The 26118-nt window shown below is 62.2% G+C and carries 33 protein-coding genes and 1 tRNA gene; 26 read left to right on the top strand and 8 right to left on the bottom strand.

Annotated elements, in window-relative coordinates:
- The first annotated feature begins 67 nt into the window (after positions 1–67).
- From VSR34_RS01020 to VSR34_RS00985, 8 genes are all read left to right on the top strand, one after another.
- Positions 68–340, top strand: coding sequence for a hypothetical protein (locus VSR34_RS01020; RefSeq protein WP_342961639.1), 273 nt, complete (start codon positions 68–70; stop codon positions 338–340).
- A 2-nt stretch (positions 341–342) separates the two neighbouring features.
- Complete coding sequence (locus VSR34_RS01015; RefSeq protein ID WP_342961638.1) at positions 343–1017, top strand: head-tail connector protein; 675 nt, start codon at positions 343–345, stop codon at positions 1015–1017.
- Positions 1017–1346 (top strand): phage head closure protein, encoded by a 330-nt coding sequence (locus VSR34_RS01010; RefSeq protein WP_342961637.1) that lies wholly within the window; start codon positions 1017–1019, stop codon positions 1344–1346. Before VSR34_RS01015 ends, VSR34_RS01010 begins: the two co-directional genes overlap by 1 nt.
- The gene (locus VSR34_RS01005) at positions 1339–1695 is read left to right on the top strand and encodes a DUF3168 domain-containing protein (RefSeq protein ID WP_342961636.1); all 357 of its coding nucleotides are present in this window, start codon (positions 1339–1341) and stop codon (positions 1693–1695) included. The genes VSR34_RS01010 and VSR34_RS01005 overlap by 8 nt, the downstream gene beginning before the upstream one ends.
- Before the next feature lie 66 nt (positions 1696–1761).
- Positions 1762–2400, top strand: coding sequence for a phage tail tube protein (locus VSR34_RS01000; RefSeq protein ID WP_342961635.1), 639 nt, complete (start codon positions 1762–1764; stop codon positions 2398–2400).
- 41 nt (positions 2401–2441) lie between these two features.
- Complete coding sequence (locus VSR34_RS00995) at positions 2442–2864, top strand: hypothetical protein (protein WP_342961634.1); 423 nt, start codon at positions 2442–2444, stop codon at positions 2862–2864.
- 44 nt (positions 2865–2908) lie between these two features.
- Entirely contained in the window at positions 2909–3160 is a 252-nt protein-coding gene (locus VSR34_RS00990; RefSeq protein WP_254314136.1) for a hypothetical protein, read from the top strand.
- Complete coding sequence (locus VSR34_RS00985; protein WP_342961633.1) at positions 3160–3603, top strand: HK97-gp10 family putative phage morphogenesis protein; 444 nt, start codon at positions 3160–3162, stop codon at positions 3601–3603. The genes VSR34_RS00990 and VSR34_RS00985 overlap by 1 nt, the downstream gene beginning before the upstream one ends.
- A 118-nt stretch (positions 3604–3721) precedes the next feature.
- Here the strand turns inward: VSR34_RS00985 and VSR34_RS00980 are convergent, their stop codons facing one another.
- Positions 3722–4534, bottom strand: a complete 813-nt coding sequence (locus VSR34_RS00980) for a hypothetical protein (RefSeq protein WP_342961632.1) — start codon at positions 4532–4534, stop codon at positions 3722–3724.
- On the opposite strand from VSR34_RS00980, the gene VSR34_RS00975 reads away from it, so the two are divergent.
- From VSR34_RS00975 to VSR34_RS00910, 14 genes are all read left to right on the top strand, one after another.
- Positions 4511–6355, top strand: coding sequence for a phage tail tape measure protein (locus VSR34_RS00975; RefSeq protein ID WP_342961631.1), 1845 nt, complete (start codon positions 4511–4513; stop codon positions 6353–6355). The genes VSR34_RS00980 and VSR34_RS00975 overlap by 24 nt on opposite strands.
- 70 nt (positions 6356–6425) lie before the next feature.
- Entirely contained in the window at positions 6426–6767 is a 342-nt protein-coding gene (locus VSR34_RS00970; protein WP_342961630.1) for a phage tail protein, read from the top strand.
- A 6-nt stretch (positions 6768–6773) separates the two neighbouring features.
- A complete protein-coding gene (locus VSR34_RS00965; protein ID WP_342961629.1) occupies positions 6774–8078 on the top strand; it encodes a hypothetical protein in 1305 nt (434 codons plus the stop codon).
- Positions 8075–8758 (top strand): phage minor tail protein L, encoded by a 684-nt coding sequence (locus tag VSR34_RS00960; RefSeq protein ID WP_342961628.1) that lies wholly within the window; start codon positions 8075–8077, stop codon positions 8756–8758. Before VSR34_RS00965 ends, VSR34_RS00960 begins: the two co-directional genes overlap by 4 nt.
- The gene (locus VSR34_RS00955; RefSeq protein WP_342961627.1) at positions 8759–9508 is read left to right on the top strand and encodes a C40 family peptidase; all 750 of its coding nucleotides are present in this window, start codon (positions 8759–8761) and stop codon (positions 9506–9508) included. It abuts the gene before it with no gap.
- Positions 9505–10086, top strand: coding sequence for a tail assembly protein (locus tag VSR34_RS00950; protein WP_342961626.1), 582 nt, complete (start codon positions 9505–9507; stop codon positions 10084–10086). The genes VSR34_RS00955 and VSR34_RS00950 overlap by 4 nt, the downstream gene beginning before the upstream one ends.
- The gene (locus tag VSR34_RS00945; protein WP_342961625.1) at positions 10086–13478 is read left to right on the top strand and encodes a phage tail protein; all 3393 of its coding nucleotides are present in this window, start codon (positions 10086–10088) and stop codon (positions 13476–13478) included. Before VSR34_RS00950 ends, VSR34_RS00945 begins: the two co-directional genes overlap by 1 nt.
- Positions 13478–13783, top strand: a complete 306-nt coding sequence (locus VSR34_RS00940) for a hypothetical protein (RefSeq protein WP_342961624.1) — start codon at positions 13478–13480, stop codon at positions 13781–13783. Before VSR34_RS00945 ends, VSR34_RS00940 begins: the two co-directional genes overlap by 1 nt.
- Positions 13783–14517 carry a hypothetical protein gene (locus tag VSR34_RS00935; RefSeq protein ID WP_342961623.1) on the top strand — a complete coding sequence of 245 codons (735 nt, stop codon included), beginning with the start codon at positions 13783–13785 and terminating at the stop codon, positions 14515–14517. The genes VSR34_RS00940 and VSR34_RS00935 overlap by 1 nt, the downstream gene beginning before the upstream one ends.
- An 8-nt stretch (positions 14518–14525) precedes the next feature.
- On the top strand, positions 14526–14843 hold the full coding sequence (locus tag VSR34_RS00930) for a hypothetical protein (protein WP_342961622.1): 318 nt from the start codon (positions 14526–14528) through the stop codon (positions 14841–14843).
- A gap of 99 nt (positions 14844–14942) precedes the next feature.
- Positions 14943–15728 (top strand): hypothetical protein, encoded by a 786-nt coding sequence (locus VSR34_RS00925; RefSeq protein WP_342961621.1) that lies wholly within the window; start codon positions 14943–14945, stop codon positions 15726–15728.
- A gap of 88 nt (positions 15729–15816) precedes the next feature.
- The gene (locus tag VSR34_RS00920) at positions 15817–16029 is read left to right on the top strand and encodes an HP1 family phage holin (protein ID WP_342961620.1); all 213 of its coding nucleotides are present in this window, start codon (positions 15817–15819) and stop codon (positions 16027–16029) included.
- The gene (locus VSR34_RS00915) at positions 16022–16519 is read left to right on the top strand and encodes a lysozyme (RefSeq protein ID WP_342961619.1); all 498 of its coding nucleotides are present in this window, start codon (positions 16022–16024) and stop codon (positions 16517–16519) included. Before VSR34_RS00920 ends, VSR34_RS00915 begins: the two co-directional genes overlap by 8 nt.
- Positions 16519–17079 carry a lysis system i-spanin subunit Rz gene (locus tag VSR34_RS00910; protein ID WP_342961618.1) on the top strand — a complete coding sequence of 187 codons (561 nt, stop codon included), beginning with the start codon at positions 16519–16521 and terminating at the stop codon, positions 17077–17079. Before VSR34_RS00915 ends, VSR34_RS00910 begins: the two co-directional genes overlap by 1 nt.
- A gap of 566 nt (positions 17080–17645) precedes the next feature.
- On the opposite strand, the gene VSR34_RS00905 is transcribed toward VSR34_RS00910, so the two are convergent.
- The 5 genes from VSR34_RS00905 to dusA all read right to left on the bottom strand — a co-directional run bounded on the left by VSR34_RS00905 (position 17646) and on the right by dusA (position 21169).
- A complete protein-coding gene (locus VSR34_RS00905) occupies positions 17646–17900 on the bottom strand; it encodes a hypothetical protein (protein WP_342961617.1) in 255 nt (84 codons plus the stop codon).
- A 260-nt stretch (positions 17901–18160) separates the two neighbouring features.
- Complete coding sequence (locus VSR34_RS00900; protein ID WP_342961616.1) at positions 18161–18703, bottom strand: hypothetical protein; 543 nt, start codon at positions 18701–18703, stop codon at positions 18161–18163.
- Positions 18704–18708: 5 nt separating this feature from the next.
- On the bottom strand, positions 18709–19767 hold the full coding sequence (locus VSR34_RS00895; protein WP_342961615.1) for a hypothetical protein: 1059 nt from the start codon (positions 19765–19767) through the stop codon (positions 18709–18711).
- Positions 19768–20003: 236 nt separating this feature from the next.
- A tRNA-His gene (locus VSR34_RS00890) sits at positions 20004–20079 on the bottom strand.
- A gap of 88 nt (positions 20080–20167) precedes the next feature.
- Positions 20168–21169, bottom strand: a complete 1002-nt coding sequence (dusA, locus tag VSR34_RS00885) for a tRNA dihydrouridine(20/20a) synthase DusA (protein WP_342961614.1) — start codon at positions 21167–21169, stop codon at positions 20168–20170.
- Positions 21170–21575: 406 nt separating this feature from the next.
- Here dusA and VSR34_RS00880 point away from each other — a divergent pair, with 406 nt between their 5' ends.
- Positions 21576–21848, top strand: coding sequence for a hypothetical protein (locus VSR34_RS00880; protein WP_028209974.1), 273 nt, complete (start codon positions 21576–21578; stop codon positions 21846–21848).
- A 131-nt stretch (positions 21849–21979) separates the two neighbouring features.
- Here VSR34_RS00880 and VSR34_RS00875 read toward each other — a convergent pair whose 3' ends face one another.
- On the bottom strand, positions 21980–22222 hold the full coding sequence (locus tag VSR34_RS00875) for a hypothetical protein (protein ID WP_342961613.1): 243 nt from the start codon (positions 22220–22222) through the stop codon (positions 21980–21982).
- Positions 22223–22371: 149 nt separating this feature from the next.
- Here VSR34_RS00875 and VSR34_RS00870 point away from each other — a divergent pair, with 149 nt between their 5' ends.
- The 3 genes from VSR34_RS00870 (at position 22372) to VSR34_RS00860 (ending at position 25256) form a co-directional block, all read left to right on the top strand.
- The gene (locus VSR34_RS00870) at positions 22372–23424 is read left to right on the top strand and encodes an NADP(H)-dependent aldo-keto reductase (RefSeq protein ID WP_342961612.1); all 1053 of its coding nucleotides are present in this window, start codon (positions 22372–22374) and stop codon (positions 23422–23424) included.
- 231 nt (positions 23425–23655) lie between these two features.
- Positions 23656–24717, top strand: coding sequence for a permease (locus VSR34_RS00865; protein WP_028209972.1), 1062 nt, complete (start codon positions 23656–23658; stop codon positions 24715–24717).
- A gap of 116 nt (positions 24718–24833) precedes the next feature.
- Positions 24834–25256, top strand: a complete 423-nt coding sequence (locus tag VSR34_RS00860; protein WP_028209971.1) for a hypothetical protein — start codon at positions 24834–24836, stop codon at positions 25254–25256.
- Positions 25257–25271: 15 nt separating this feature from the next.
- Here the strand turns inward: VSR34_RS00860 and VSR34_RS00855 are convergent, their stop codons facing one another.
- Positions 25272–26108 (bottom strand): ABC transporter permease, encoded by an 837-nt coding sequence (locus VSR34_RS00855; RefSeq protein WP_028209970.1) that lies wholly within the window; start codon positions 26106–26108, stop codon positions 25272–25274.
- Positions 26109–26118 lie beyond the last annotated feature (10 nt).

The raw sequence follows: 26118 nt of genomic DNA, 5'->3' as shown, positions 1-26118 counted from the left end.
GCGAGGCTCTCGGTTGGGCAAGTGGCGAGTCTAGGCTCGCCACATCACATCACAGAGGAAGTTCACCATGGCAAAGGTTCAAACCGCGCGCGCGCGCGTTCTGTCGGATCACGTTGGCCTCGGTCTCAAGCACGGCCAGATCGTGGAGGGTCCCGAGGGTGTCATCAAGGCGCTCACCGCGGCGGGCGCGGTGGACGATCACGAGGATGCTGTGTCGTATGCATCCAAGAATGGTGCCGAAGTAGTCGGGCTCCAAGACCCGGATGCAGCCGCTGAAATTGCGGCGGCCGTGACCGACGCGAAGCAGGCCGACGGCGCGCAGTCCGCAGCGGCGCAATAAATATGGGGATCAGGCTCACTCAGGCGCCTGCCGAAGAGCCGGTCACGCTCGACGAGGCGAAGCTGCACCTACGCGTCATCGACTCCAGTGAGGACACGCTGATCTCGATGCTGATCACCGCGGCGCGCATCCATGCGGAGAACGTCTGCAGGCGCGTGTTCGTCACGCAAAAGTGGGACCTCTTCCTCGACGCGTTTCCGTTCTACACGTATTACGGCGTGATCCCCGGCTATGTGCCAGTCGATCAGTTGCCGGCGGCGTGGATGACGATGCGCAACTACTCGGTACGGTTTCGGGGCAGCAAGATCGAGATCCCGTTTCCGCGCCTGCAGTCGGTCGATGCGGTGCAGTACACCGACGCGCTCGGCAATCAGCAGACGCTCGATCCGTCGCTGTACGTGGTCGACAACGTGAGCGAGCCGGGCGTGCTCACGCCGAAGACTGGCACGTACTGGCCCGCCACGCTGAACACCACGAACGCCGTGCAGATCAGTTTCACCGCGGGCTACGGTGCCGCTGCAGACGTGCCGGCCGGCATCAAGTCGTGGATTCTCATCCGGCTTGCGACGCTCTACGAGAATCGGGAAGAGGTCGCGGTGCTCGGTCGCGGACAGGTTCACGACCTTCCATATGTCGATCAGTTGCTCGATCCGTACCGGATCATGGGGTATGCGTAATGCGATCTGGCGACTTCAACCGGCGCATCACGATCCAGGCGAAGCAGGACGGCGAGGACGAACTCGGGCAACCGTTCACCTCATGGGTTGCCGTTGCCGTTGGCGTCCCCGCGAACCTGCTCGCCACGACCGGCAAGGAATATGTAGCCTCTAGCGAAGAGGTGAGCAAGGCCCAGGTGAGCATGCGCATTCGGTGGCGCACCGACATCACGGCTGCTATGCGCGTTCTCTACGACGGCGGCATATTCAACATCGAGGCGGTGCTTCCGGACTACGCTGGCCGTCGCTTCGTCGATCTGGCGTGCAGCGTGGGGGCGAACAATGGCTAATTCCGCCGAGGCGATCGTCTTTGGTGCGATCAAGGCGCTGGTTGGCGGTCGCTGCTTTCCTGACGTCGCGCCCGCCGGTACGTTGCGGCCATATGCGACATACCAGGCGGTCGGCGGGCAGTCGCCGAACTACCTAAGCAACACCATCGCGCTCCAAAACGCGCGCATGCAGGTCAACGTGTGGGCGGACACGCGCGCATCGGCTACTTCCGTCATGCAGAGCGTTATCGCTTCGCTGACTGGCGGTCCGGTGAATGCGACGACCATTGGGGCGCCGGTCAGCACCTATGAGGCCGACACGAAGCTGTTCGGGTCGCGCGAAGACTTCTCGATCTGGTTCACGCCGTAACCGTCACCGCTTTACTTTCAACCGTGCGCCCGCCCTGAGCGGGCATTTTTCATTGAGGGGTTTGGAATGACATCGACTGCGATTTCCGCTCAGGGCTCGAAGCTGGAAGTGTCCGGCGGCTCGGGTGCTGCGAAGAACATCACCGGGCTCGCGCTCGGCTTCCCGACGATTCTGAAGGCCGTTGCTCACGGCATGGCCAACGGCGACATCGTGACGTTCGCAGCGCTCACCGGCAATACCACGCTGAACGGCGTTACCGCCGTCGTGAAGAACGTCACGACGGATACGTTCGCTGTCGAGGTGGATACGACGGGCGGCGCGGCGTATGTGAATGGCGGTACGGCAACGCCGGCGCAATGGGCGCCGATCGCCAACCTGAAGAGCTTCAAGGGCTTCGACGGCCAGGCAAACGAAATCGACAAGACGAACCTGTCGAGCACCGCGAAGGAATACATGCTCGGCCTGCAGGACTTCGGTCACTTCACCTTCGACGTCGACAAGGACTTCGCGGACCCGGGCCAACTTGCCTGCAGCGCCGCGAAGCGCGCTGGCACGCTCAAGAATTTCCGCCTGACGCTGCCGAACGGCACCACGGCGACGTGGGCCGCCTACGTTAAGAACGACCCGCTCGACGGCGGCGTCGATCAGCTGCTCGCCACGACCGGCGTCTCGCTGCGCATCAGCGGCGACGTCACGTTCGCATAACGCGAGCCGATCAGGACCCTCCAACAGATCAAGGATAGAACGTGCAGATCTTCTCGAAGGAAACCAAGGCGGCTATTCTCGCCGCCGCTCGCCTCAAGACCGAGAGCGTGCCCGTGCCCGAATGGGGCGACGGCGTTGTCGTGATCGTCACCGAAATGTCAGGCGTCGCGCGCGACGCGTACTACGCCAAGCACAAGGGCGAGAAGGACGTGCCGATCAGCATCGTGCAGGCAGACCTGCTGATTTCGACGGTCGTCGATGAGTCGGGTACTCCGGTGTTCGACGAAAGCGACGTCGAGACGCTGCGCGCCCAGGGTAGCGCGGCACTCGATCGAGTGGCCGACGCTGCGATGCGTCTCAACGGCATGCGCCCGAATGCTGTGGAGGAAGCGGCAAAAAACTCCGCAGCCGCCCCGAGCGGCGATTCTGGCTCCAACTCTCCTGCGACTTCGGAATCCCAGTAAGAGAGCTGCAGGACCGCGTCACGAGTTCGGAGTTCGTCGAGTACATGGCGCTCTACGAGATCGACGGGCGCGGGCCGCACTACGACGATTTGCGCGCCGGCGCGATTGCGTCAGTGATCGCCAACGTGCACCGCAATACGAAGGTGCGCGACAAGCCGTTCAGCCCGCTGGACTTCATGTCGTGGAACGAGCACTCGCAAGCTGGCGCGGCAGCGCCTGCACCGGTGCTGCTGGACGATCCCGAAGCCCAGTCGAAGCTCATGCTCACGATGCTGTTTCCGAACAAGGTGGCCTGATGGCGTTCAAGCTGGCGATCGACAATCCGGACGGCTTGACCGGCGCGATAGAAGCGCTAACGCAGGTCGCGAGCGAGTCTGTCTTGCGACAGGCGACCGTCGCGGGCGCGCGCGTAATCTTCGAAGAGGTGAAGCTGCGCACGCCGGTGGGCATTACCTCGTGGGAAAGCCGGGACGGCAAGCAAAAGCGCTATCCCGGCTTCCTGCGCGACAACATTCTGCTGGCGTTCGACAAAGAGCGCTCTGCGGAGGGCATTCGCGCGACCTATCTCGTGACGTGGAGTAAAGAGGCGTTCTATGGACGCTGGGTTGAGTACGGCAACTCGAAGATGGCCGCGCAAGCTTTTTTGCGACCAGCCTACGAGGCGACGCGCGAGGCGGCCGCACAGAAGTTCAGCGATGTGATTGACGAGAAGGTGAGGGAGTTGACGAGTGTCCAATGAAACCGTCGTACGATTGACCGGTGATGCCTCGGGCTATGTGTCCGAGATGGACCGGGCGCGCAAGAGCGCTGCCGATTTCGTGACGAGCCAGGACACGCTTCGCCAGCGCCTCACGAACTCAGCCAGTGCGATCGATGCATCGCGTAAAGCGCTCCAGGATCAAGGGCAGGCCGCCGTCGACGCGTTCAATAAGTCGGCACGCTCTGCAGAAACGTGGCTCACGTCGCTTCAGAAGCAGGCCGATCAGGCTGGCAAATCCCGCGCGCAATTGATGGAGCTGCGTGCTGCCGAGCTGGGCGTATCCGACGCGGCGCAGCCCTATATCGACAAGATCAAAGCCGCAGAGGCCGCGCTGAATAGCGGCGGGCACGCTGCGCACGGCTTCAACCTTGAAACAGCAGCAGCGCGCCGGGAATTGCTGGTGCTGGCGCACGAGGCGGCGCAAGGTAGCTGGAAAAATTTCGGTGGCTCGTTGCTCGTGCTCGGCGAGCGCACGGACGCGCTTAGTGCGGCGCTGAGCGCTTCGGGCCTGTCGGTCGGGTTGGTGCTCGCGGGATTCGCTGCGCTCGGCTATGCGGCCGTGAAGGGCGCCGAAGACGTCAAGCGCTTCAATGCTGCATTGGTGCTGACTAGCAACTATGCTGGACTGACGCGCGACGCGCTTGACGCCATGGCTGCGCGGGTATCCGATTCGTCGGGCGCTTCGCTGAGCAAGTCGACCGACGTGTTGCTCGGCCTCGCGAGCAGTGGCAAATACACGTCGCAAGAGATGAGCGGACTCGCCGACGTGATCGTGCGCACAGCGCAGATCTCCGGCCAAGCGCTCGAAGACGTAAGCAAGGAATACGCGAAGCTCGCGGACGACCCGGCGAAGTGGGCCGCTGAGCACAACGCGTCGATGCATTTCATGGACGTTGCGACGTACGAGCATATTCGAGCGTTGCAGGAGGCTGGCGACAAGCATCAGGCGATTCAGGCGGTAATTGATGCGACGGCAGCGCAGGTCGAGCAGTCGTCGCAAACGCACTTGTCAGCAGCCGCGCAAGCGTGGCGCAGCCTATCGCAGGAAATCGACACGTTCTGGGCAAAGCTGAAGCAGGGGGCCAGCTCTGGGCCCAGCCTGCAGGATCAGATCGATACGCTGTCGCGTGAGCGCGAGGAAATCTCCAGCGCTCCGATGCTTCCATTCGGCACGAGCCGAGAAGACGTCGCAGGCCGCATTGCTGAGATCAACCGTCAAATCGAGGCCCTCGGCGCCAAGCAAAAGGCCGAGAACGACGCGGCAGATGCAGCAGGAAAGGCAGCGCAGCAACAGCAAGCGGCCATCGACGCTGAAACCCGCATCGACAAGATGCGCGATCAGATCATGTCGAATGCGCAGAAGCGGCAGAAGGAGCTGAAGCAGCTCGCCGCGGACCGCGCGTCGATCCTCGGCGCCGGCGGCAAGTTCTCGGACACCGACTATGCCAGCATGGTCGCTGACATCAACGACAAATATAAGGATCCGAAGCAGCCGAAGCCAAAGGCCTATACCGACGACGCAGCGACGAAGTTCCTGCAACAGTTGCACGACCAATCTGCCGAGTTGCAGTCGCAGCTTTCGACCACTGACAAACTGACGAACGCCCAAAAGGAGCTTGCCAAGTTCAACCAGCAGGTCAACGACTGGCAGGGAAAGACGCTCACCGCGGACCAGAAGAGCCTGTTGGCTCATCAGGACCAGATCCGCGCGCAGTTGCAGACGAACGTCGAGCTCGAGAAAGAGGTTGCGCATCGTCAGGACGTGCAGAAGTTGCTCGAGCGCTCGCAGCAGATCAGCGCGTCGATGGCGAGCTACCAGAAGGGCCAGACGGAGCAGTACGCGCGCCAACTTGACGCGTTTGGAATGGGCTCCGATGCGGTCAAGAATGCCCAGGCCGTCAAGTCGATCTACGCGGAGTATCAGCACCTTCAGGAGCAGCTCGACAAGGCAACGCCGAAGGATCTCATCGGCGGCGACGACTACCAGAAGGCGACGGCGAACATCAAGGCCGGGCTCGACCAATCGCTGAAGGACTACGACGCCTACTACGCGGCACTGAAGACGAAGCAGGGCGATTGGGTTAACGGCTTCACGGCCGGCGTCGCGAACTACCTCGATTCTGCTCACAACATGGCAGCGCAGACTGAATCGGCGTTCACCAACGTGATGAAGGGCATGGAAGATTCGCTCACCTCATTCGTGACGACCGGCAAGTTCAATTTCAGCAGTTTCGCGACGAGCGTGATTGCCGACATTGCGCGCATCCAGGCGCGCGCCGCGATTTCCGGCCTGCTTGGTACTGCAATCAGCGCATTGGGCAGCATGTTCGGCAATACCGGAGCAACGATCACCGCGAACGTTCAGGGCACCGGTCTCGACGGGCTGATCGGCTCGACCGGCGGATGGGGGACGGTGCCGGCACGCGCGGCAGGCGGCCCGGTGGATGGCGGGTCAGCGTATCTCATCGGCGAGAAAGGCCCCGAGCTGTTTGTTCCTGGTGCGTCGGGTGCTGTCGTTCCGAACCATGCGCTGTCATCGATTGCGGGCAGCGGTGGCGGCACCTCGAACCAGTTCAACATCACGCTCGGCGATTCCGGTGGCGGGGGGTGGTCGCAACAGGACCTTGCGTCTCTCCAGCAGGTGCTTGGGGGCTGGATGGATCAGCGGATGGACAAGCGGATGAAGGGCCAGGGCGGGTACGCCTGGCAGATCAGGAACCGGAGCGTCTAGCCTGAAAGGCGTACCGAGATGGCCACTACGCCCCTAGATGTATTCGGGGCGTTTTTTATTGAGTCCATGAATGGCTGACACCTTCAACTGGAACCCGACGACTGCTCAGTCGACGGGGACGGCAACGCAGCGCGTGCGCAAGGCGCAATTCGGCGACGGATACACGCAGCGCACGGCGGACGGCATTAACAGCCGCGTGTCGTCGTTTCAGCTTCAGTTCGTCGACGACGAGGCGACGATTTCGGCAATCGTCGCGTTCCTCGACGCTCACGCGGGCGCGACGGCTTTCCTGTGGACGCCTCCGCTGCGAACACAGGCGTTGCTCTTCACATGCGAGACCTACACGGAGCCGACGAAAGACGGCCCGGCGTACACGATCACAGCGACATTCAACCAAACCTTTGCACCGTAACGCACCATGACGGCACTCCAGAAAGTAAATCTTGGCACTGCGCCGACGGGCACCGATGGTGATACCGTTCGCACTGCCAATGTGAAGGCAAACGCGAATGTCGATGTGCTCAGCACGCAGGCCACGCTCACGAGCTCGTCGCCGAATGCAGTGCGCGACCTGACGGTCGCCGACATGGGCAAGCGCATCAACTTCACGCCTACTGCAGCCGCGACGGTGCATTTCCCGGCGGCGGCCACGACAGGCGCGGATCAGCTTGTTGCGGTCCACAACCTCGCGACAGCCTATGACATCACGATGGCTATCGCAACGGGAAGTGGCGATGCGTCACCGGTGATCGTGGTGGTGAAGCCCGGAGAGATGTTGACGTGGGAAACCGACGGCGTTTCGGTGTGGCGCACGATTGGCCGCAAGAAAGCTCTCGATGAGGTTGTGCAGGGAAAGCTGACCGTGGCGGGCGCGTTCACTGCCTCCGGTACGGTGAACGTTACAGGTGCTGTCACTGCTTCGGGCACGCTGAACGTTACGGGGGCGATCACTGCTGCGGGCACGTTGACTGCCGGGGGCGCTACAAAGGTGTCGTACGCGGGTGCTACCTCATGGATCAATGACACATCCGGTAATAGTCAGGGAGGCTACGGTTATCAATCCAACGGTAGCGCTGCTTGGGCTACGTGGCTGATGGCGTCGCGTGATTGGGGACTACAACGCTATGTTAACGGGGCACCTGTAGATAACCCTATCTACGTCTCTAACGCTACGGGGCTTGTGACTATCGGGACGCTCTCCGTTGCAAACAATGCTACGGTGGCCGGCACACTCGGCGTTACAGGGCAGACGACGCTGTCCGCCGCGCTCAACTTCGCTACTGCCGCTGTTGCGCAATCAAGTCTTGGTGCTCTTGGTGCACAGCGCATTATCGCGGTGGCTACTCACTCCGGATCCTACACAGTACCTACGACAACGGCTCTGCTCCAGGCGTACGACGCCCCAACGCGAAATGTTGGGGGCGGCTGGAATTCGTCCAACGGGGTATTTACCGCACCTGTAGCCGGTATGTATTTGGTGACCGGTAGGGCATTCTGGAATACATCTGGAGGCTCCGGAGTCGCAGCGCTCCGCGTGTTTCTAAACGGTGGGGAATTCCAGTCCGACATTAAGACAATTGCCACAGGCCAGTACAGCCTCTCCGTCTGTGCAGTGGTCTACGTGGCGGCTGGGACAACAATTGATTTCCGCGTTAGCTGTTCTACGTCTACCACATCCGTCGCTGACGGTCCAACCAATCAAATTGCTATTGTGCAACTATGACCATCACAGCGGACGTTCAGCAGCTTGAGCCCGGCCGTCTGATCGAGATGTTCGAGGTGGACTGCACGGGGATCGGCGGTGACATGCTGCGATTCCATGGACACCTGCAATCGACGTCGATATGGTGGCAGGGCAACGAGTACAAGCCGTGGCCGATTCAGGCCTCTGGCTTCAAGCGCACGAACGATTCGCAGCAGCCGACGCCGACGCTCACGGTGGGCGACATCAACGGCACGATCTCGGCGCTGTGCGTCTATCTGGCAGATCTGGTAGGCGCGACGGTGCGCCGCCGCCGTACGCTCGGGAAGTATCTCGACGCGGTCAACTTCCCCGACGGCAACCTGACGGCGGATCCGACTGCCGAGATGCCGGCGGAAATCTGGCGCGTGGAGCAAAAGACCAACGAGCAGCCCGGTCTGCAAGTCGAATTCACTGTCGCTTCTCCGCTTGACTTTGGCGGGCAGCAGCTTCCCGCGCGCCAGATCGTGAGCATCTGTCAGTGGAAGTATCGCGACGCGAACTGCGGCTATACGGGCACCGCGTATTTCGATGCGAGTGACCGAGCAGTGACCGACCCGGCGCTCGACCGCTGCAGCATGCGAACGAGCGGCTGCCAGTGCCGATTCGGCGCGAACAATCCGCTGCCTTTCGGTGGCTTCTTGAGCGACACGCTTTCCTGAATGAACGAAACGACGAAGGCCGCGATCGCCGCGCATGCGATCGCGGAATACCCGCGCGAGTGCGTCGGGCTTGTGGCGCTCGTCCTGGGCACGGAAACGTACATGCCGTGCGCGAACTGGGCGGCCACGCCGAGCGAGCAATTCGTGCTGTCAGGCGAGGACTATGCGCGCACTGAGGACGCAGGCGAGATCGTCGCGCTTGTGCACTCGCATCCGGGCGCGCCAGCGCGACCCAGCGCTGCCGACAGGGCAATGTGTGAGCAGAGCGGCATTGCGCGCTGGGTGATCGTCTCGCTGGGCGTGCAGGCCGACGGATCGCTCGCCGTCGATGATTGGTGCGAGTTCGGGCCGAGCGGATATGTCGCGCCGCTCATCGGGCGCCAGTTCGCGCACGGCGTGCACGACTGCTTCGCGATTGTGCGCGACTGGTATCGGCTTGAGCGCGGCGTCGAGCTGCCGGACTTCGAGCGCCGCGACGATTGGTGGGACGATGGTCACTCGTCGCTCTACCTCGACAACTATCGCGCCGCGGGCTTCGAAGACGTCGGGCCCGCCGGCGAGCTGCAGCCCGGCGACGTGCTGCTGATGCAGATCCGCAGTCGCAACGGCGTGCCGAATCACGCGGGCGTCTATCTCGGCGACGGGCAGTTTCTACACCACATGCATGGACGCCTTTCCGGTCGCGCCGTATGGGGCGGCATGTGGGCGCAATGCCTTCGCACGGTGCTGCGATACAAGGGGAGTGTATGAGCGAGCAACTGCGCACGATCAGGCTGTACGGAGTGCTCGGCGCGCGCTTCGGGCGCGTGCACCGCCTCGCTGTCAACTCCTCATCGGAGGCGATGCGCGCGCTTGGCGTGGTGCTGCCCGGCTTTCGTCAATTCATGGCGCGGTCGCGTGAGCGGGGCCTGACGTTCGCCGTATTCGTCGGCAAACAGAACCTGACGCGAGATGAGCTTGAGTATCCAGTCGGCGCCGATGAGATCCGCGTGGCGCCGGTGCTGCTCGGCAGCAAGCGCGGCGGCCTGTTCCAGACCATTTTCGGCGCCGCTCTCGTTGTGGTGGGCGCGGTTGCATCGGCGTACGGCCAGGCGTGGGGCGCGCAACTGATCGGGCTCGGCGTCTCGATGGCGCTCGGCGGCGTCGTGCAGATGCTCAGCCCGCAGACGGGCGGGCTCGCAGGTGTCACGAACAACGGCACCTCGTATTACTTCAATGGTCCGGTGAACAGCTCTGCACAGGGCGAGCCAGTGCCCATTGTGTACGGGCGCATGGTGGTGGGTTCGAAGGTGATCAGTTCTGGCATTTATGCCGAGGATCAAAGCTGATGCGAATTTCAGGTGCAAAGGGCAGCAGTAGCGGCGGCTCGCCGTCGGAATCGCCGGATAGCCTGCATTCGATCGCCTACGCGAAGGTGCTCGACCTCATCTCGGAAGGGCCGATTGTCGGCCTGGTCAACGGCCTGCAATCCGTCTTTCTCGACGGCACGCCGATCCAGAACGGCGACGGCTCGACCAACTTCTCGAACTATTCGGTTGACACGCGCGTTGGCACGCAGGATCAGGAATTTCTGAGCGGCTTTCCGTCGGTCGAGAACGAGACGGCCATCGGCGTCGCGCTCACGAGCGACACGCCGTGGGTGCGTCAGGTGGAGAATACGCAACTGACTGCGGTGCGCATTCGCTTCGGCGTGCCCGCGCTCGAGCAGACGAACACCTCGACCGGTGACGTGACCGGCTATCGCATTGCATATGCGATCGACATCGCTGTCGATGGCGGCTCGTATGCGCAGGTACTGACCGGCGCCTTCGACGGCAAGACGACGTCGCTGTACGAGCGTAGCGCGCGCATTGAGCTTCCTGCCGCGACGACCGGGTGGCTGGTGCGCGTGCGGCGCATCACCGCGAACGCGCACAACACCTATATTCAGGACACGGTCAACATCGAGGCGATCACCGAAATCATCGATCGCAAGTTGCGCTATCCGATGAGCGCGCTCGTCGGCATGCAGTTCGATGCGCGGTCATTCAGCTCGGTGCCGACGCGTTCGTTTGACGTGAAAGGCCGCATCATCAGCGTGCCGTCGAACTACGACCCGGAAACGCGCACGTATTCGGGCGCGTGGGATGGAACGTTCAAGCAGGCGTGGACCAATTGCCCGCCGTGGATCTTCTACGACCTCGTGCAAAACGATCGATACGGCGCGGGCAAGTTCGTCGACGCGTCGTCGCTCGACAAGTGGTCGCTGTACGAGATCGCGCAGTACTGCGACGCCATGGTGTCGGATGGCAAGGGCGGCCAGGAGCCCCGCTTCACGTGCAATTGCGTGATCCAGTCGCAAGCAGACGCCTTCAAGGTGCTGCAGGACATTGCCAGCATCTTTCGCGGGCAGGCGTATTGGGGCGCGGGCAATGTCGTCGCGACGGCTGACATGCCGTCAGATCCGGTCCATGTGTACACGCAGGCGAACGTCGTTGGCGGCCAATTCTCGTACACCGGCTCGGAGCGCAAGTCTCGTTACACCGTCGCGCAGGTAAGCTGGAATGACCCGGCAAACAAGTATCAGCAGGCCGTCGAATATGTGGCTGACGATGACGGCCTCGCGCGCTACGGCGTCGTCAAGGCGCAGATCACGGCTTTCGGCACCACGTCGCAGGCGCAGGCGCACCGGCTTGGCTTGTGGACGCTGCTAACGAGCCGCTACGAGACGAACACTGTGTCGTTTCAGGTTGGTCTAGATGGCACGCTCTGCACGCCTGGCGAGGTGATCGCCGTCGCCGATTCGAACAAGGCGGGCCGACGCATCGGCGGTCGCATCCGCTCGATGAGCGGGCGCACGGTAGTGCTCGACAAGGCGCCGACGGCGGCGGCCGGTGACATCCTCACCGTGATCATGCCAGACGGCATCGCGCAGGCGCGTAGCGTGCAGTCGGTGGACGGCGACACGTTCACAATGACGACGGCATTCGACAAGGATGCTGTGGCCGGTGCCGTGTGGATGCTGGAGAGCGCCGACCTAGTGTCGCAGCTTTTCCGGGTAACGGGCGTCGAAGAGAGCTCGGACAACGGGCAGATCACCTACACGATCACAGCAGCCCAGCACGAGCCTGGCAAGTACGCAGCGATCGACAACGGAGCGCAAATCCAGCAGCGACCGACGACGATCATTCCGCCGTCAGTGCAAACGCCGCCGACGAACGTGCGCGTCTCGACGTATTCGTTTACTGATCAGGGCATCGCCAAGACGAACATGGTGATCGCGTGGGATGCCGCCGACAAGGCGGTGAACTACATACCTGAGTGGCAGAAGGACAACGGCGAGTGGGTCTCGGCTAACCAGACGGGCGGCCTGCAGGTCGAGGTTGCGGGCATCTACGAGGGCAGCTATATCGCCCGCGTGCGAGCGCAGAACGCGCTTGGCGTGACGTCAATACCGGCATACAGCGTGCAAACGGCGCTCACCGGCAAGACGAGCCCGCCGCCGGCGGTGACGTCGCTGACGACCACGACGCAGGTTTTCGCGATCGAGCTTGATTGGACGTTCCCGGCCGACGGCTCGGCCAACGATACGCAGCGCACCGAGATCTGGTACAGCAAGACGCCGGTTCGCGACGATGCCGTGAAGCTGTCCGATTACGCGTATCCGCAGGCGCGCGCGAACCTGATGGGCCTCGCCGCGGGGCAGTCGTTCTACTTCTGGGCTCGCCTCGTCGACACGTCGGGCAACATCGGGCCGTGGTATCCGGACGGTGCGGGCGTCAACGGGCAGAGCAGCAGTGATGCCGATGAGATCCTGTCGTACCTCACCGGCGTGATCACGAAGACGCAGCTCGCAAGTGATGTGCTCGATCCGATCAACGCGATTCCGGGACTGCAGCAGAACGTCGAGGCGAACGCTGCAGCGATCACAACCGAGCAGCAGGCGCGCGTTGCAGGCGACACCGCGCTCTCCAACCGGCTCGACCAGGTGAGCGCCCAGGTGCTCGTGCCGAACATGGCGGGCGACGATGGCGGCTATGCTGGTTCGACGCAGGTGTATGCGGGCGTTTGGTCGGAGCAGTCGGCGCGCGCTGAAGCCGACATGGCGCTTGCGAAGAACATCGAGACGACCACGGCGCAGATGAGTTCGACAAAGGCGACACTGCTTGCGGCGGTGCAAACGGAGACTCAGGCCCGAGTCGATGGTGATAGCGCGCTGGCAACGCAGGTCACGACGGTGCAGGCGCAGGCGGACTCGAACACGGCGGCAGTGCAAACCGTGGCGCAGTCGTATGCGAACCTGAATGGCCAGTTGTCGGCCTCCTACACCATCAAGACACAGATCACGACGGGCGGCCGCACGTACGTCGCTGGGATCGGCATCGGGATCGACAACAGCAGCGGCGTGGTCGAGTCGCAGGTGCTTGTCGCGGCGCAGCGTTTCGCGATCCTCGACAACACCGGGTCGGCTGTGTCGTCGCCGTTCATCGTGCAGGGCGGTCAGGTGTTCATCAGCCAGGCTTTCATTGGCACGGGCTGGATCCAGAACGCCATGATCGGCGACGTGATCCAGTCGACGGCAGTCGGTGCGAACGGGCAGCCGCGCTGGAAGCTCGATAAGAACGGCACGCTGACGCTCAACGGCGCGAACGGCGGCAGCGGGTATATGACGCTGAACGATTCGACGCTGCTGGTCTACGACAACAACGGCACGCTGCGCGTGCGGCTGGGGCTCTGGTAATGACGGCGGGACTTCAGATATGGAATGCGAACGGTCAGCTTGTGCTTGATGCGACCAGCAGGCTTGGTCGCATCAAGGGGATTAAGCGCATCGAGGGTTCAAACGGCTCCTATCCCGTTGATCTTTCGGACGGCACGCCGTTCTGGTCGTTTCAGCCTGACCAACTCTACTTCCACATTTCTAACGAGACGGCCTCGCCAATCATCACGATCGACGCGAACGGAGTGTATTGGGCGTACAGCTCGCTATCTGGGCTCACGTACGGGAAGCCGGTCAAGGGAACCTTGATTGTGGGGGTGTATTGATGACGGCAGGGTTTCAGGCTTTCACCGATACCGGGCTCGTGCAGATCGATGGGCTGAATCCAAATTTCCAGCTGATTTCGTCGCTCGCTCAGACGTTGCAGTCTCAGTCGTTGCCCACGGTCTACAACAATGTCGGCACGCAGTTCAACGCAACGTATTGGCACACCACGTTCACATTCACAGCGAACAACCCGCTGTTTGCCTTCACGGCTGATGGAGGGGTAATGGTGACGCCGTGGAGGTTTTCCCAGTCGGGGAACACGTACACGGCGGAATTCATCGGGGCGGCTCAGACGGTCGTGAGGCTCTATGTCTTTGACAATGTGCCCGTCACGGCTTCGAACTTCGGCTTGCAGGTGTTCAGCGCGTCGGGTGTCCTGATCGCCGACGCTGCGAAGCCGTTTGCGCGCGTGATCGATGTGAAGTCGGGCCAGTATCTAAGTGGGTCGGGCTGGGACGCGAGCGGCACGACGATGCCTGGCACGAACACGCAGAGTCAGACGTACGGCGCCAATGTCGCAATCGCGGGATGCTGGCCGGCGCATTACATGTTCAACTCGGGCGACAACAACGGCGGCCAAGGTGAAACGACGATGAGCGGAATTGCCGTCTCGGGCGGCACCGTCACGTGGGAATTCCACACATTCAACGGCACGCGTGGCAATCAATTCGTTGGGTTTCGCGAGGCGACTGCATACCGATTCATGGTGCTCGACATGACCGGCATTATCTAGGAGGGAGCATGCCACTTCAGCAAGACTACGTTACCCCGTCCACCGGCGCCGTTGCGTCGTATCACGTCGTGCAGCAGGTGTCGCTCGACTATGTATCGAATCTCGTTGGCGCGACTGTCGCATCGTTTCTTTCGAAGGATGCGAAGGACGCCGGCAGGTTCGCGATGTATACGCAACAGATTCAGCTTCATGGCATTCCGGCGCCCGGGGAGAACACGCTCGCGTATGTTGAGGCGCAGCTCGCGGAAGCGGAGCCGACCGATGGCAGTGTGGTTCCGGGTTTCCCGAATCGGTACGCCTTTGCGGGCGCAACGATCGTCGAATGATGCGCGGCGGGTATTTTTCGCACGAACCTTTCAGCGTGGAAATATATCTGTAAACTTAATGCCGCAGCGAAACGAGAACTACCAATCCGGGGAAAAAAAATGAAGAAGAGATTGAGCGCTCTGCTCTTGGGGTGCGTCGCACTTGCCGCGTGCGGCGGTGGCGGCAGCGGTAGCAGCAGCAACGATACCGGCGCCACCACGAAGAAGCAGCTCACAGTTTCCATGTACGGCAACCCGCTCGCGACCGGCACAACTGCGAAAGTGGCGCGAACCCAATTCAGCTTTATTTCGTCCGCAGTGGCCGATGTGGTTTCGAGTCCCGCATCGGATGCGCAGGCTACTGTGCAGACGCTTCAGGATGCGCTTACGTCGCGCGGCGTGCCCGCGCAGGTCACTCCTGGCGTCATGGACGGCACGACGCTACACCAGATCGTGATGGGCGAGAACAATGGACTTCCGCCGACGAATGATCAGTTCAAGACTGAGCCCAGCGAGTGGATTGTCGTGAATTTTCAGCTAGACGACATGTTCACAAAGGCTGACGATCCTGCCCAGCTCGCGGCAGAAGCGCAGTTTGCGCAGGATTTGTATGTCTTCAACCAACGTGCAATGGTGTCGGGAAAACGTGTGTTCGCGATCATGCCGATCGTGACATGCGACGTGGCGAACCAAAATACCGCGTCCGATGGCCTCGTGACTGCGATTAACAAGGCGGCGCAATCATCGTTGACGCCGGTGGGGCTTCTTGCGTATTCGGACCAGGTTACAGCCGGGCACATGGGCACGGACTGCCGAACGCCGGACGCTTACGTCCAAAACCTCCACATTCAAAAGATCGCTGACGATCTAGCGGACCGGTACAAAGGGTATCTGAACGGCACCTGAAGCCGTCGAGTAGGAGTAGCCACGCCAGCTATTCAGCTGGCTTTTTTTATGGCCGCGCGAGCGGCCTTTTTCATTTCCGGGGGAATGGATGCGAGTCAGTGCAAGCGAGGCAACGAGTTATGCGGGGAGCGCTGTATCGCTGGGCTCCGCACTCACGCTGACGGACGTTGGCGTGATCGTCGGTATCGCCACTGCGATTCTGACGTTCGGGCTCAACGCCTACTTCATGTGGCGCAAGGATCAGCGCGATCAGCGCGAGTCGGACGCGCGCCTGCACGAGCTGGAGGAACACGGTGGCTAGTGCATCGAGGAAAACACTGGTTGGAGTCGTTGGGGCCGCGTCTGCGGCCCTTTTGCTGTCTGTCGTGCCGCGCTTCGAGGGTGTCGTCTATCAGGGCTATCGCGACCCGGTAGGCATCCCGACGAAGTGCATGGGCGATACGCATGACGTCGTGGTCGGAAAGCGATACAGCGAGGCCGAGTGCCGCGAGTCGCTCGAAACGCAGCTCATCGCGCACGCCGAGCCAGTGCTTAAGTGCACTCCGACTCTCGCGGGCCACGCGTACCAGCTCGCGGCTGCAGTGAGCTTCGCCTACAACATCGGCGCCAACGCGTACTGCGGCAGCTCGACGGCGCGCCGCTTCAATGCGGGCGACTGGCGCGGCGCATGCCGGGCGATCAACGAATCGGACGCGGGGCATCCGCAGTGGGTGACGTCGGGCGGCAGGGTGCTGCCCGGTCTGGTGAAACGGCGCGCCGACGAGCGCGCGCTCTGCGAAAGGGGGCTGTGATGCTGAAGGCTTTGATTCCGTACCTGATCGCTGCGCTGCTGGGCGCGGCGGCCGGCGCCGAGGTGGCGCACTTGATCGGTGCCCGGCAACTCGCTGCCGAGCAGGCCGCTCGAGCGAAGGACAACGAGCAGCACGCGAACGACATGCTGAACGTGTCGCGCGCGGCGCTGGAGGGCGAGCAACGCGCGATCGACGCGCACAACGTGGCGCAGGACGCGCTAGCCGCGGCGGATGCCGCAATCACACAGGAGAAGGATGCTCATGAAGCTGATAACCGCAACTATCGCAGTGCTCTCGCTGCTGGCACTGAGCGCGTGCGCGTCGCAGTGCGAAACTGCGCTGCAGTCGGTGGCAACGCCGTCACCAGATCTCCCGGCGCCGCCGGCGTGGGCGATGGTGGCGCCGCCGTCGCAGACCTCGACCCAGCGGTTGCAGAACGCGTTTTCCGGGTCGCTGGAGACGACCAGCACGAAATCGACAAAGTGAAGGCGCTGCAGGCGTATGTGTGCGCGGTCAGGCCGAAGACGCCTGGCTGTGCCACACAATCGGCAGCGCGGTGATGAAAGAACCGCCAAGCAGTCAGCGCATCACTGGCAAGATGAAAAAGAGCTGCTGCTTCCGGGGGAAAGCAGCAGCCGTAAAACGCGCTTCGGCCAGCGCGGGAGTCCCCCGCAGCTGAGAACCAGTCTTCCAAGCCACCCGGGACGGCGCGCATTGACCATGCCGTCGAATCTCAATCGTCTCGACTGTGCGGCAAACCGCCATGGTTCCATGTGTTCAGCGAGCCCGTGCTGCTCGCGCGCCAGTCAGCCTTGACTGCGCTCCGGTCGCGCTGCGTTTCGTCCAAGCGCTCAAGCGAGCAGGGGCAGGGTCTCATCGCGCGCGCCGGCTCCAGCGGCTGATGGTGACTATGAAAAGAGGCCGCCCTGGAGTGCGGCGGCCTAAAGCATTGTCTTCCAGCTGGGAGGTTGCTGGAGGTTGCGGAGTGTCGACGCAACCGATACGTAAGGTATCAGACAATGTGCTTTCAGTCCACGCCGTCTGAAAACTCTGCGGCGCAATACGCCGCGCGTTTAGTTCTCTTGCGCACAGTGCCGCAAGCATCAAGCCTGAGCTGACGCGCCGATCATTTTTCATCGTCCTCCCGGTCGTACAGATCCAGGCCGCGAGGCGAGCGATCAATGAGCCTGTCGACGAGCGCCCGCTGTCGTGCGGTCAGTGGATCCGTCAGGCACGGTTCGGCGTCGAGCTCGCGGTTAAAGCATTCCCACACCGGCCCGGGCACGCTGTGCAGGCCGTGCGGCCCCATGAACTTGCGCACTTGGTCTGCTCGGGCGATCGTCGCGCGCAGCCGGTGGATCTCCCACAGAAGCTCGAGCACCACAGGCTCGGGGTGCGCGTCCCATATCTGGGCGAGGCGCTCTGCAGTGAGTGGAGGGCGATGCGGCATGCTAGCTATACCACTGTATAAACATACAGTAGTCTAGCGCGTTTCCGGATTCGAAATCGCCGCAGTCTATGCGGAGAATGTGGTCTGGATTCGCCGCATTCCCGATGCGTCAAGGGCTTCCGGCCGCTGCGCGAATCACCCAAAACAAAAAGGCTCCCTAGCCGGGAGCCTTATATATTCGGTGGCGGAAGTCACCGACTGTAGCCATTCAGATGAGGGTCTTGTCGGTTCACAGGACTTTTCCGGTCTGCTTCGACCAATGCATCGAGATATTTCTTTCGTTTTCGTTCGTTTGCTTGCGCCGCGAGGAGCGACAGACGGCTTTCGTCTGCCGCGACCCAGCACCGATAGGCCTGAAAAAAACCAACCAGCCAAACGCAAAAGCTGGCTGCGACAAGATAGAGCACGGGAGCTGAGCTAGCGGAGAAAAACAGGCCAAGCGCACACGCTATCGCGGTGAGTGCATTGACGAAAATGCTTTGGATGATAAAGCGACGCATTGATCGGGCCCGCCCGATCGCGATGTCCTGCTGCTTGGATGTTAGATCGTCCAGCTTTTCAAACACGCTAAGTCGCGCGAGTGCGACCGCCCATGGGGCGGTCAGCGTCGTTGCGATCCCAGCGAGCACAGCCCCCGCGCTGGCGGTTAATGGCACTGCGGCGAGCTTGTCCGGAAAAAAACGAAACAGCGCCCAGACCACCGCTAATCCAACCACCGCGCCTAGGAGCTTCATTTTAGTCAGTCCAATTCGATGGTATGTTGGCCTATCAGGTCCACCAGCCACTTTCGCATCACTTCAAACGCGTGGCTTGTGTCAAGAACGCCTTCTGAGCTGTCGATGCCTTTTTCGACCTGCACTCGGAGCTCGCCGCCATGCAGATGGCCGCCGCCCTCGGTCTCAATATGCAGGAAATCTACGTCTTCGACGTTTCTCAACTCCCGCATCAGGGCTCCCATCAGGCGATTTTCCGACTCGCCTTGCTCTCGAATCTGCTCGTCCTTGCTCGCCTTCTTGCGGCGACCGACGACCCGGATTTCAACGTTTACCTCAATGTCATGCGCCTGCGCTAGATCATCAAATTTTAGCGCTTCGAGAGCCTTTGGTGCCAAGAAACCCTTCAGCACGTCGATGCCTTTGCCAAGTGCCACCTTGCTCACAGAAGCGACCTTATCTTTGATCGCAAGCGAAGTCGGCGCATCTGCACTCAGTACGGTAGCAGCTTGAGCCGTTGACTGTTCTACCAGTGGCACGCCTATCTGGATCTTTCGAACAGGCTCTTTCTCAAGCCGCTTGCGGGTCGACTGCGGAATAGCGTCCGAGAGGACTATGTGCTGCTCCGGTTCCATGACACCGGCGATCTCGAAAAGCCAGTTGAGATGGCGCTCCAAATCTGGTGCGCGGAGTGCCTTGGATTGGATCAAGACGATGTGGTTATCTTTGATCGCGAAATAGAGCGGCGTCTCCATAAATTGCTTGCCTGTCGGCGGAGGAAATTTTGAGACATCGAGCTCATCCTTGCCTTCGGCAGCAGCGAGGTTGATGACCATATGGTGAATGCCCGGCGAGTACAGCACGAGCACGCCAAATGAGAAATCAGCGTAGTGGCGCGGCGAGTTCACTAGGCGCACCCACGCGCCCCCGGTGCCGGTAGGGGTGACGGACGAACTTGACTCACCGCGTTGCGCGATAGGAACAGCCGAAATCGCTTTAGTGAACATTACCTGCAGCGTCTGCTGCTCTGGTGTCAAAAACTGCGCGTGTTTATAGAACAGCTGCTTTTGAATTTTCTTGCCCAAAGCTTCGCTCCGCTACGGTGGATTCGCTACTTCCAATGATTTGTTATTCGACCGCGCCCAATGAATTCTCGACCACTGTACGTATGCACAGGCAAATGTGCTTTTGCGCACTTCGAACCGGCGTAAAAAAGCCCGCAACTGTGTGCGGGCTCAATTCCGAAATCTCAAATTTCGTTCCGAATTTTGCTATGTGCAATCATCGGCAGCGGCTAAGCGCTTGATCTTGCTGAATTCTTTGGGGTGGCTGATGGGACTCGAACCCACGACAACAGGAATCACAATCCTGGACTCTACCAACTGAGCTACAGCCACCGCTGTTTCCCCAATCGGCGCTGCTTCGAAAGCGGCGTCAATCAAGAAGCAAGATTATATACATACCAAAGCTGGCTTGCCTAGCCCTTTATTCAAGAATTTCATCGGGAAGGCGCAGATGTTCGCGGGCCTCGTCAAAGATGGCGAGGTCGCCCTTTGCGAGCTTGCGGCTGTCCGAGAGAACGCGGCGCCATCCGCGCGCTCCGGCTTCGCCGCGATAGAGGCCCAACGCATGGCGCACGATTGCGCCCAGGTAGGTGCCGCGTGCGATTTCGCCCGCACAGTAATCAATGAGCCTGGCTTCCACCTCTTCGCGCGTGAGCGCTGCATCGGTCGCGCCGTAGAAGCGCCCATCGACGTCGGCGAGCACATAGGGGTTGTGATAGGCCTCGCGGCCGAGCATCACGCCATCCACGTGCTGCAAATGCTGTTCGACTTCGTCGAGCGTCTTGATGCCGCCGTTGATCACGATTTCGAGTTGCGGGAAGTCGCGCTTGAGCTGATACGCGTAGTCGTACTTGAGCGGCGGAATTTCGCGGTTCTCCTTCGGGCTCAAGCCCTTCAGGATCGCGTTGCGCGCATGGACGATGAAGACTTCGCAGCCCGCCTCGGCAATCGTGCCGACGAAGTCGCGCACGAACGCGTAGTTCTCGACCGCATCGACGCCAATTCGGTGCTTGACCGTGACCGGCACCGACACGACGTCGCGCATGGCCTTGACGCAGTCCGCCACGAGTTGCGGCTCGTTCATCAGGCACGCGCCGAAGGCGCCGCGCTGCACGCGCTCGGAAGGGCAGCCGCAGTTCAGATTGATTTCGTCGTAGCCCCACTGTTCCCCGAGCTTCGCGGCACGCGCGAGATCATCGGGCTCGCTGCCGCCCAGCTGAAGCGCAACCGGCGCCTCCGCCGGCGTGAAGGCGAGGTGGCGCGGCACGTCGCCGTGAAGGAGGGCGCCCGTCGTCACCATCTCCGTATACAGCCACGTATGCCGGGAAATGAAACGATGCAGCGATCGGCAGTGGCGATCGGTCCAGTCCATCATCGGCGCGACACAGACGCGACGGGGGCTGGCTTGACGGTTGGCGGACATGGGGACGGGAGACGGCTGGCGTGGATCAACCTTGCATTTTAGCGCATGTTGGCGTTACTGCTTCTGCCCCTTGCGGGTTGTGCCAAGTTCGCTTGTTGCGCGTTGGGAAGCGTTTCCAGTGGGTTTCCGCCGCAGAAAGACCCTGCCAGTGGTATGTCATCTGCCTGGAAATCTGATGCGTCGCACCAATTTTTAGAGCCGACTTTTAGGGTCTGTTCGTCGCTCACCCCCGCCGGTATTGCCTCCCGCGATTGTTTCCGAAGCCAGAATAGTAAATTCGGATTATCGCGATTATTTTCCGATAGTAGGTGTATACACTGGGTTCCGTTGACGCAGCTCATGGGCACAGACCTCCCAGGCGAGGCGCCATCCCGATCCGCAACTGAACCTGAATATGGAGTCCACCATGAAGACCAAACTGATCGCAGCGCTGCTGGTCGCAGCTACCGCTTCTGTCGCCGCTCCCGCCTTCGCCAGCGGCTACGGCCCGGCACCGTTCTATCGCCCTGACGTCGGCGCGCCTGCTTCGCAGCGCGGCCAGAGCGTGCAGACCGTCGCCGCTGAGCGCGTCCAGGCACAAGGCGCCGAAACGGCCTACGGCGGTGTGGCCGGCTCGGCTTCGCAGTCGGGCGGCCACGTCAAGGCCCCGGCGTCGCAATCGGTCTATTTTGGCCAGTAAGTCGAGCTGAAGTTGCCGAGCCGCTCGCGAGCCGGGCGGCAAGAAAGCCGGATGTCGTTTCGACATCCGGCTTTTCGCATTTGAGGTGCGCCTGCGGTGTCGTCAGGTGCGTCCCGTGGCACTCGTACGACTCAGGACGCGTCGCGCACGCGCTTGTCGATAGCTTCGCGAATGCGGTCGAAGGCGGCATCGAACGCGTTGTCCTGAGTGGGGAATCGGCCCGCAGCGACGCCGTCGACGGGCACGTTGCCGGTTTCACTGCTCGTGAGGCTCTGGATGATTTGCGTCGAGACGAAGAAGCCGGCTTCATGGTCGCCGTCCACGCCGGCTGTCATGTCGAAACCCATGTACTCGTAGCTGCGTCGGTGTTCCATGCCGAATCCTCCTCGTGGGCGCATGTGCCGATTCTGGCACGTCTCCTCGCGCCACGGCGCGCTGCGGTTCATTCGGCGTCTCCTTAAAAAAATTCCGGTGCCGTGGTAGTTTCACCGTTTCCCCAACCGCACTGATGGACAAGGTTTCCATGGAATACCGCACACTCGGCAATACCGGCGTCAAGGTAAGTCTGATCGGCCTCGGCACGATGACCTGGGGCGAGCAGAACACCGAGCGCGAGGCGCACGAGCAGATCGACTATGCGCTCGACCAGGGTGTCACGCTGATCGACGCGGCGGAAATGTACCCTGTGCCGCCGCGCCCGGAGACCCAGGGGCAGACCGAGCGATTCATCGGAAGCTGGCTCGCCAGACATCGCTCGGCGCGCGAACGCATCGTGCTTGCCACCAAGATAGCGGGCCCCGCACGCCAGCCGCACAATCCCCAGCATATTCGCGGACCCGGGAACCAGTTCGACCGCAAGAACCTGACCGAAGCGCTCGACGGCAGCCTCGAGCGCCTGCAGACCGACTATGTCGACCTGTATCAGTTGCACTGGCCCGACCGCAGCACGATGACGTTCGGCCGAAACGCCTATCCGTATATCGACGATACCTACACGGTGCCGATCGAGGAGACGCTGAGCGTGCTCGCCGATTTTGTGAAGGCGGGCAAAGTCCGCCACATCGGCGTGTCGAACGAGACGCCGTGGGGCGTCGCGCAATTCCTGCGCGCTGCCGAAACGCTCGGGCTGCCGCGCATCGTCAGCATCCAGAATCCGTACAGCCTGCTCAACCGCACGTTCGAGAGCGGCCTCTCCGAATTCACGCATCGCGAAGGCGTGGGTTTGCTCGCGTACTCGCCCCTCGCGTTCGGCTGGCTCTCGGGCAAGTACGAGGGCGGTGCGCGTCCGGAAGGCGCGCGCATCACGCGCTTCGAGCGATTCAAGCGTTACAGCAAGCCGGAATCGGTGGCCGCGACCACGCGCTACGTCGAGCTCGCGAGAGCGCACGGCTATACGCCCGCGCAGTTCGCGCTGGCTTTCGTCAACAGCCGGCCGTTCCTCACCAGCAACCTGATCGGTGCCACGTCGCTCGAACAGCTGAAGGAAAACATCGCGAGCGTGGACGTCAAACTCACGCCCGAGCTGCTCTCGCATATCGATGCGCTGCATGAGCAGCAGCCGAATCCCGCCCCTTGACGGGAAGCTCCCGAACAGGCCGCGACACGCGCGGCGCTTGAACGACGCGCGCAGCGCCAGGCCGATGCGATAGCGAACGCTGATACACCAAAATCGTTGGCGATTCGCAGGGCATACACTACGATCCAGCATGCGCCGATCGGGGCACCATCACGCGATGCGCACGCACTGCGCTTCGTGCGATGACGCCCCGCCGGCCGTCCGTACGCTCAATCCGGGAGAGACTTCACAATGACGAGCGCACGTCCAGCGCAATCGCCGCCGTCTTACGGCTGGCCCATTTTCATTTTGCTGGCGGTGGCCGGCTTGTTCTACGTGAAGTGGTTCCCCTACTATCACCGCGCGTTCACGGCCGAGGAGACGCACTCCATCGGCAAATCGATTCTCACGGGCGGCGCGGCCAGCGCCCCCGCGCCGTCGTTTGCCGCCGCGCTCGATTACGCTTACGCCTACGGCAAGGCGATCTGGCAGGCCATGGTGCTCGGCCTGCTGCTCGGCTCCGCGGTGCAGGCGCTGTTGCCCGTGCAATGGGTCGCGCGCGTGCTCGGCCGGCGGGGCTTCGGCAGCGTGGCGGCAGGCGGCCTGCTCGCGGTGCCCGGCATGATGTGCACCTGCTGCGCCGCGCCCGTGGTAGTGGGCCTGCGCGCGCGCAATGCATCGGCGGGCGGCGCGATTGCGTTCTGGCTCGGCAATTCCGTGCTCAACCCGGCGACGCTCGTCTTCATGGGCTTCGTGCTCGGCTGGCATTGGAGCGCACTGCGTCTCGCGCTGGGCCTCTTGATGGTGTTCGGACTCGGCTGGCTCTGCAACCGCCTCGTCACGCCCGAGGAAACGCGTGCCGCCGACGACCGCCTCGCGCAGCTCGCCCGGCAGCAGGCGGAAGGCGGCAACGTCTTCGTGCGCTGGCTGCGCATTTTCGCGCGCATGGCCGTGCGCCTCGTGCCGGAGTACATCGTGCTGGTGCTGCTGCTTGGCGCCGCGCGCGCGTGGCTTTTCCCGCACATCGGCCCGGAGGTGACGAGCAGCCTCGGCTGGATCGTCACGTTCGCCTTTGTCGGCATGCTGTTCGTGATCCCTACGGCCGGCGAGGTCCCCATCATCCAGGCGATGCTCGCGCTCGGCATGGGCGTGGGGCCCGCGGGCGCGCTCCTGATGACGCTGCCGCCGGTGAGCGTGCCGTCGTTCGCGATGCTGGCGGGTTCGTTCCGGCCGCGCATGCTCGCGATCGTGGGCACCACGGTGGTGTGCTTCGGCATCGCCGCGGGGCTCGCGGCGGTGGCACTCGGTTTCTAGCGACGCTTCCAGGGACATGGGACGAGGAACGTGCGATGCGTCCAGCGTCTGCCTACCAGTCAATACGCGGACGGTTCGCCGTCCGCCACGGAGCGGGCCACAGCCCGAAAAACAGCATGGCACAGCAAAAAACCAATCCGAAACTCGAGCAGGCGCTCACGCGCGGCGATCTCGCCATTCGCCAGGCGAATTCGGCCCGCGCCACGGCAGTGCTGCGTGCGCTCGGCAAAATGATCGTCGAGGCGTCGGCCACCATTGGCGTCGAGGCGCACACGTCGATTCCCGATGGCGATCGCATTTACGACCCGGCCGATGGTCTCTGGCCGCAGTCGCTGCTCGTCTCGCTCGATGGTCCGGTGGAGGAGTCCGATCCTGAAGAGATCCGCACGGTCCGCCTGCTCGCCCAGACCCAGTCGACGATGTTCCGCGTGGAATGGCATCGCGCCGACGGCAAGATCGGCCGCCAGGAAGGCGGACCGTTTGCGACGGTCGCGTTTATTTCGGACGTCGATATTCCCTGGGGCGATGACGAGGACTGAATGCCTCGCGGTGTCCTAGCGCATCATGCGCCGGCGGAACAGTATCGAAGCGATCGCGAACGGCACGACGACGTAAATCGCGAGCACCAGCAGATGCAGGCCGGCGTCTTCGACAGGCCGGTCGAGCATGGCGGGCCGGATCAGCGCAACGGCGTGAGCGAGCGGCAGCATCAGCGTGATGTGCTGGGCGGCCGCGGGCAACTGCGCGATTGGGAAGAACACGCCGGAGAGCAGCAGCATCGGGGTGAGCACGAGCGTCTGATAGAACATGAAGAAGTCGTAGGACGGCGCGAGCGCCGTCACGATCATCGCGCAGCTCGCGAAGGCGAGGCCGGCCAATGCGATCACGGGCAGCGCGAGCAGCATGGAAGGAAAGCTCGCATAACCGAGCATGCCGGCCACCACCATGATCGCCGCGCCCGAAAGCATCGACTTGCTCGCGGCCCACATGACCTCGCCGAGCACGACGTCGCCAAGCGTGAGCGGCGTGTGCATGATCGCCTCCCATGTGCGCTGCACGTGCATGCGCGAAAAGCCCGAATACATCGACTCGAAGCTCGCCGACATCATCACCGAGGACGACACCGTGCCCGCCGCGAGAAAGGCGATGTACGAGACGCCGTCGATGCGGCCGACCATCAGCCCGAGCCCGAAGCCGAGGCCGAACAGATAGATCATCGGATCGGCGAGATTGCCGAACATCGAGGCGATGGCGAGCTTGCGCCAGACCAGATAGTTGCGCCGCCACACGGCAATCCAGTGCGTGGCGTTCGAAGGCAGGGCGGCGCGGGGCTCGCGCACCGGCGAATGGGCCGGGCGCGCGGGTGCGGGGGGGCTGGTGCGTGTCTCCATGGTGTCCCTG

This window comes from Paraburkholderia sp. JHI2823, from assembly GCF_038900695.1.
Lineage (GTDB): Bacteria > Pseudomonadota > Gammaproteobacteria > Burkholderiales > Burkholderiaceae > Paraburkholderia > Paraburkholderia mimosarum.
This window is presented reverse-complemented; position numbering and strand designations above follow the sequence as displayed.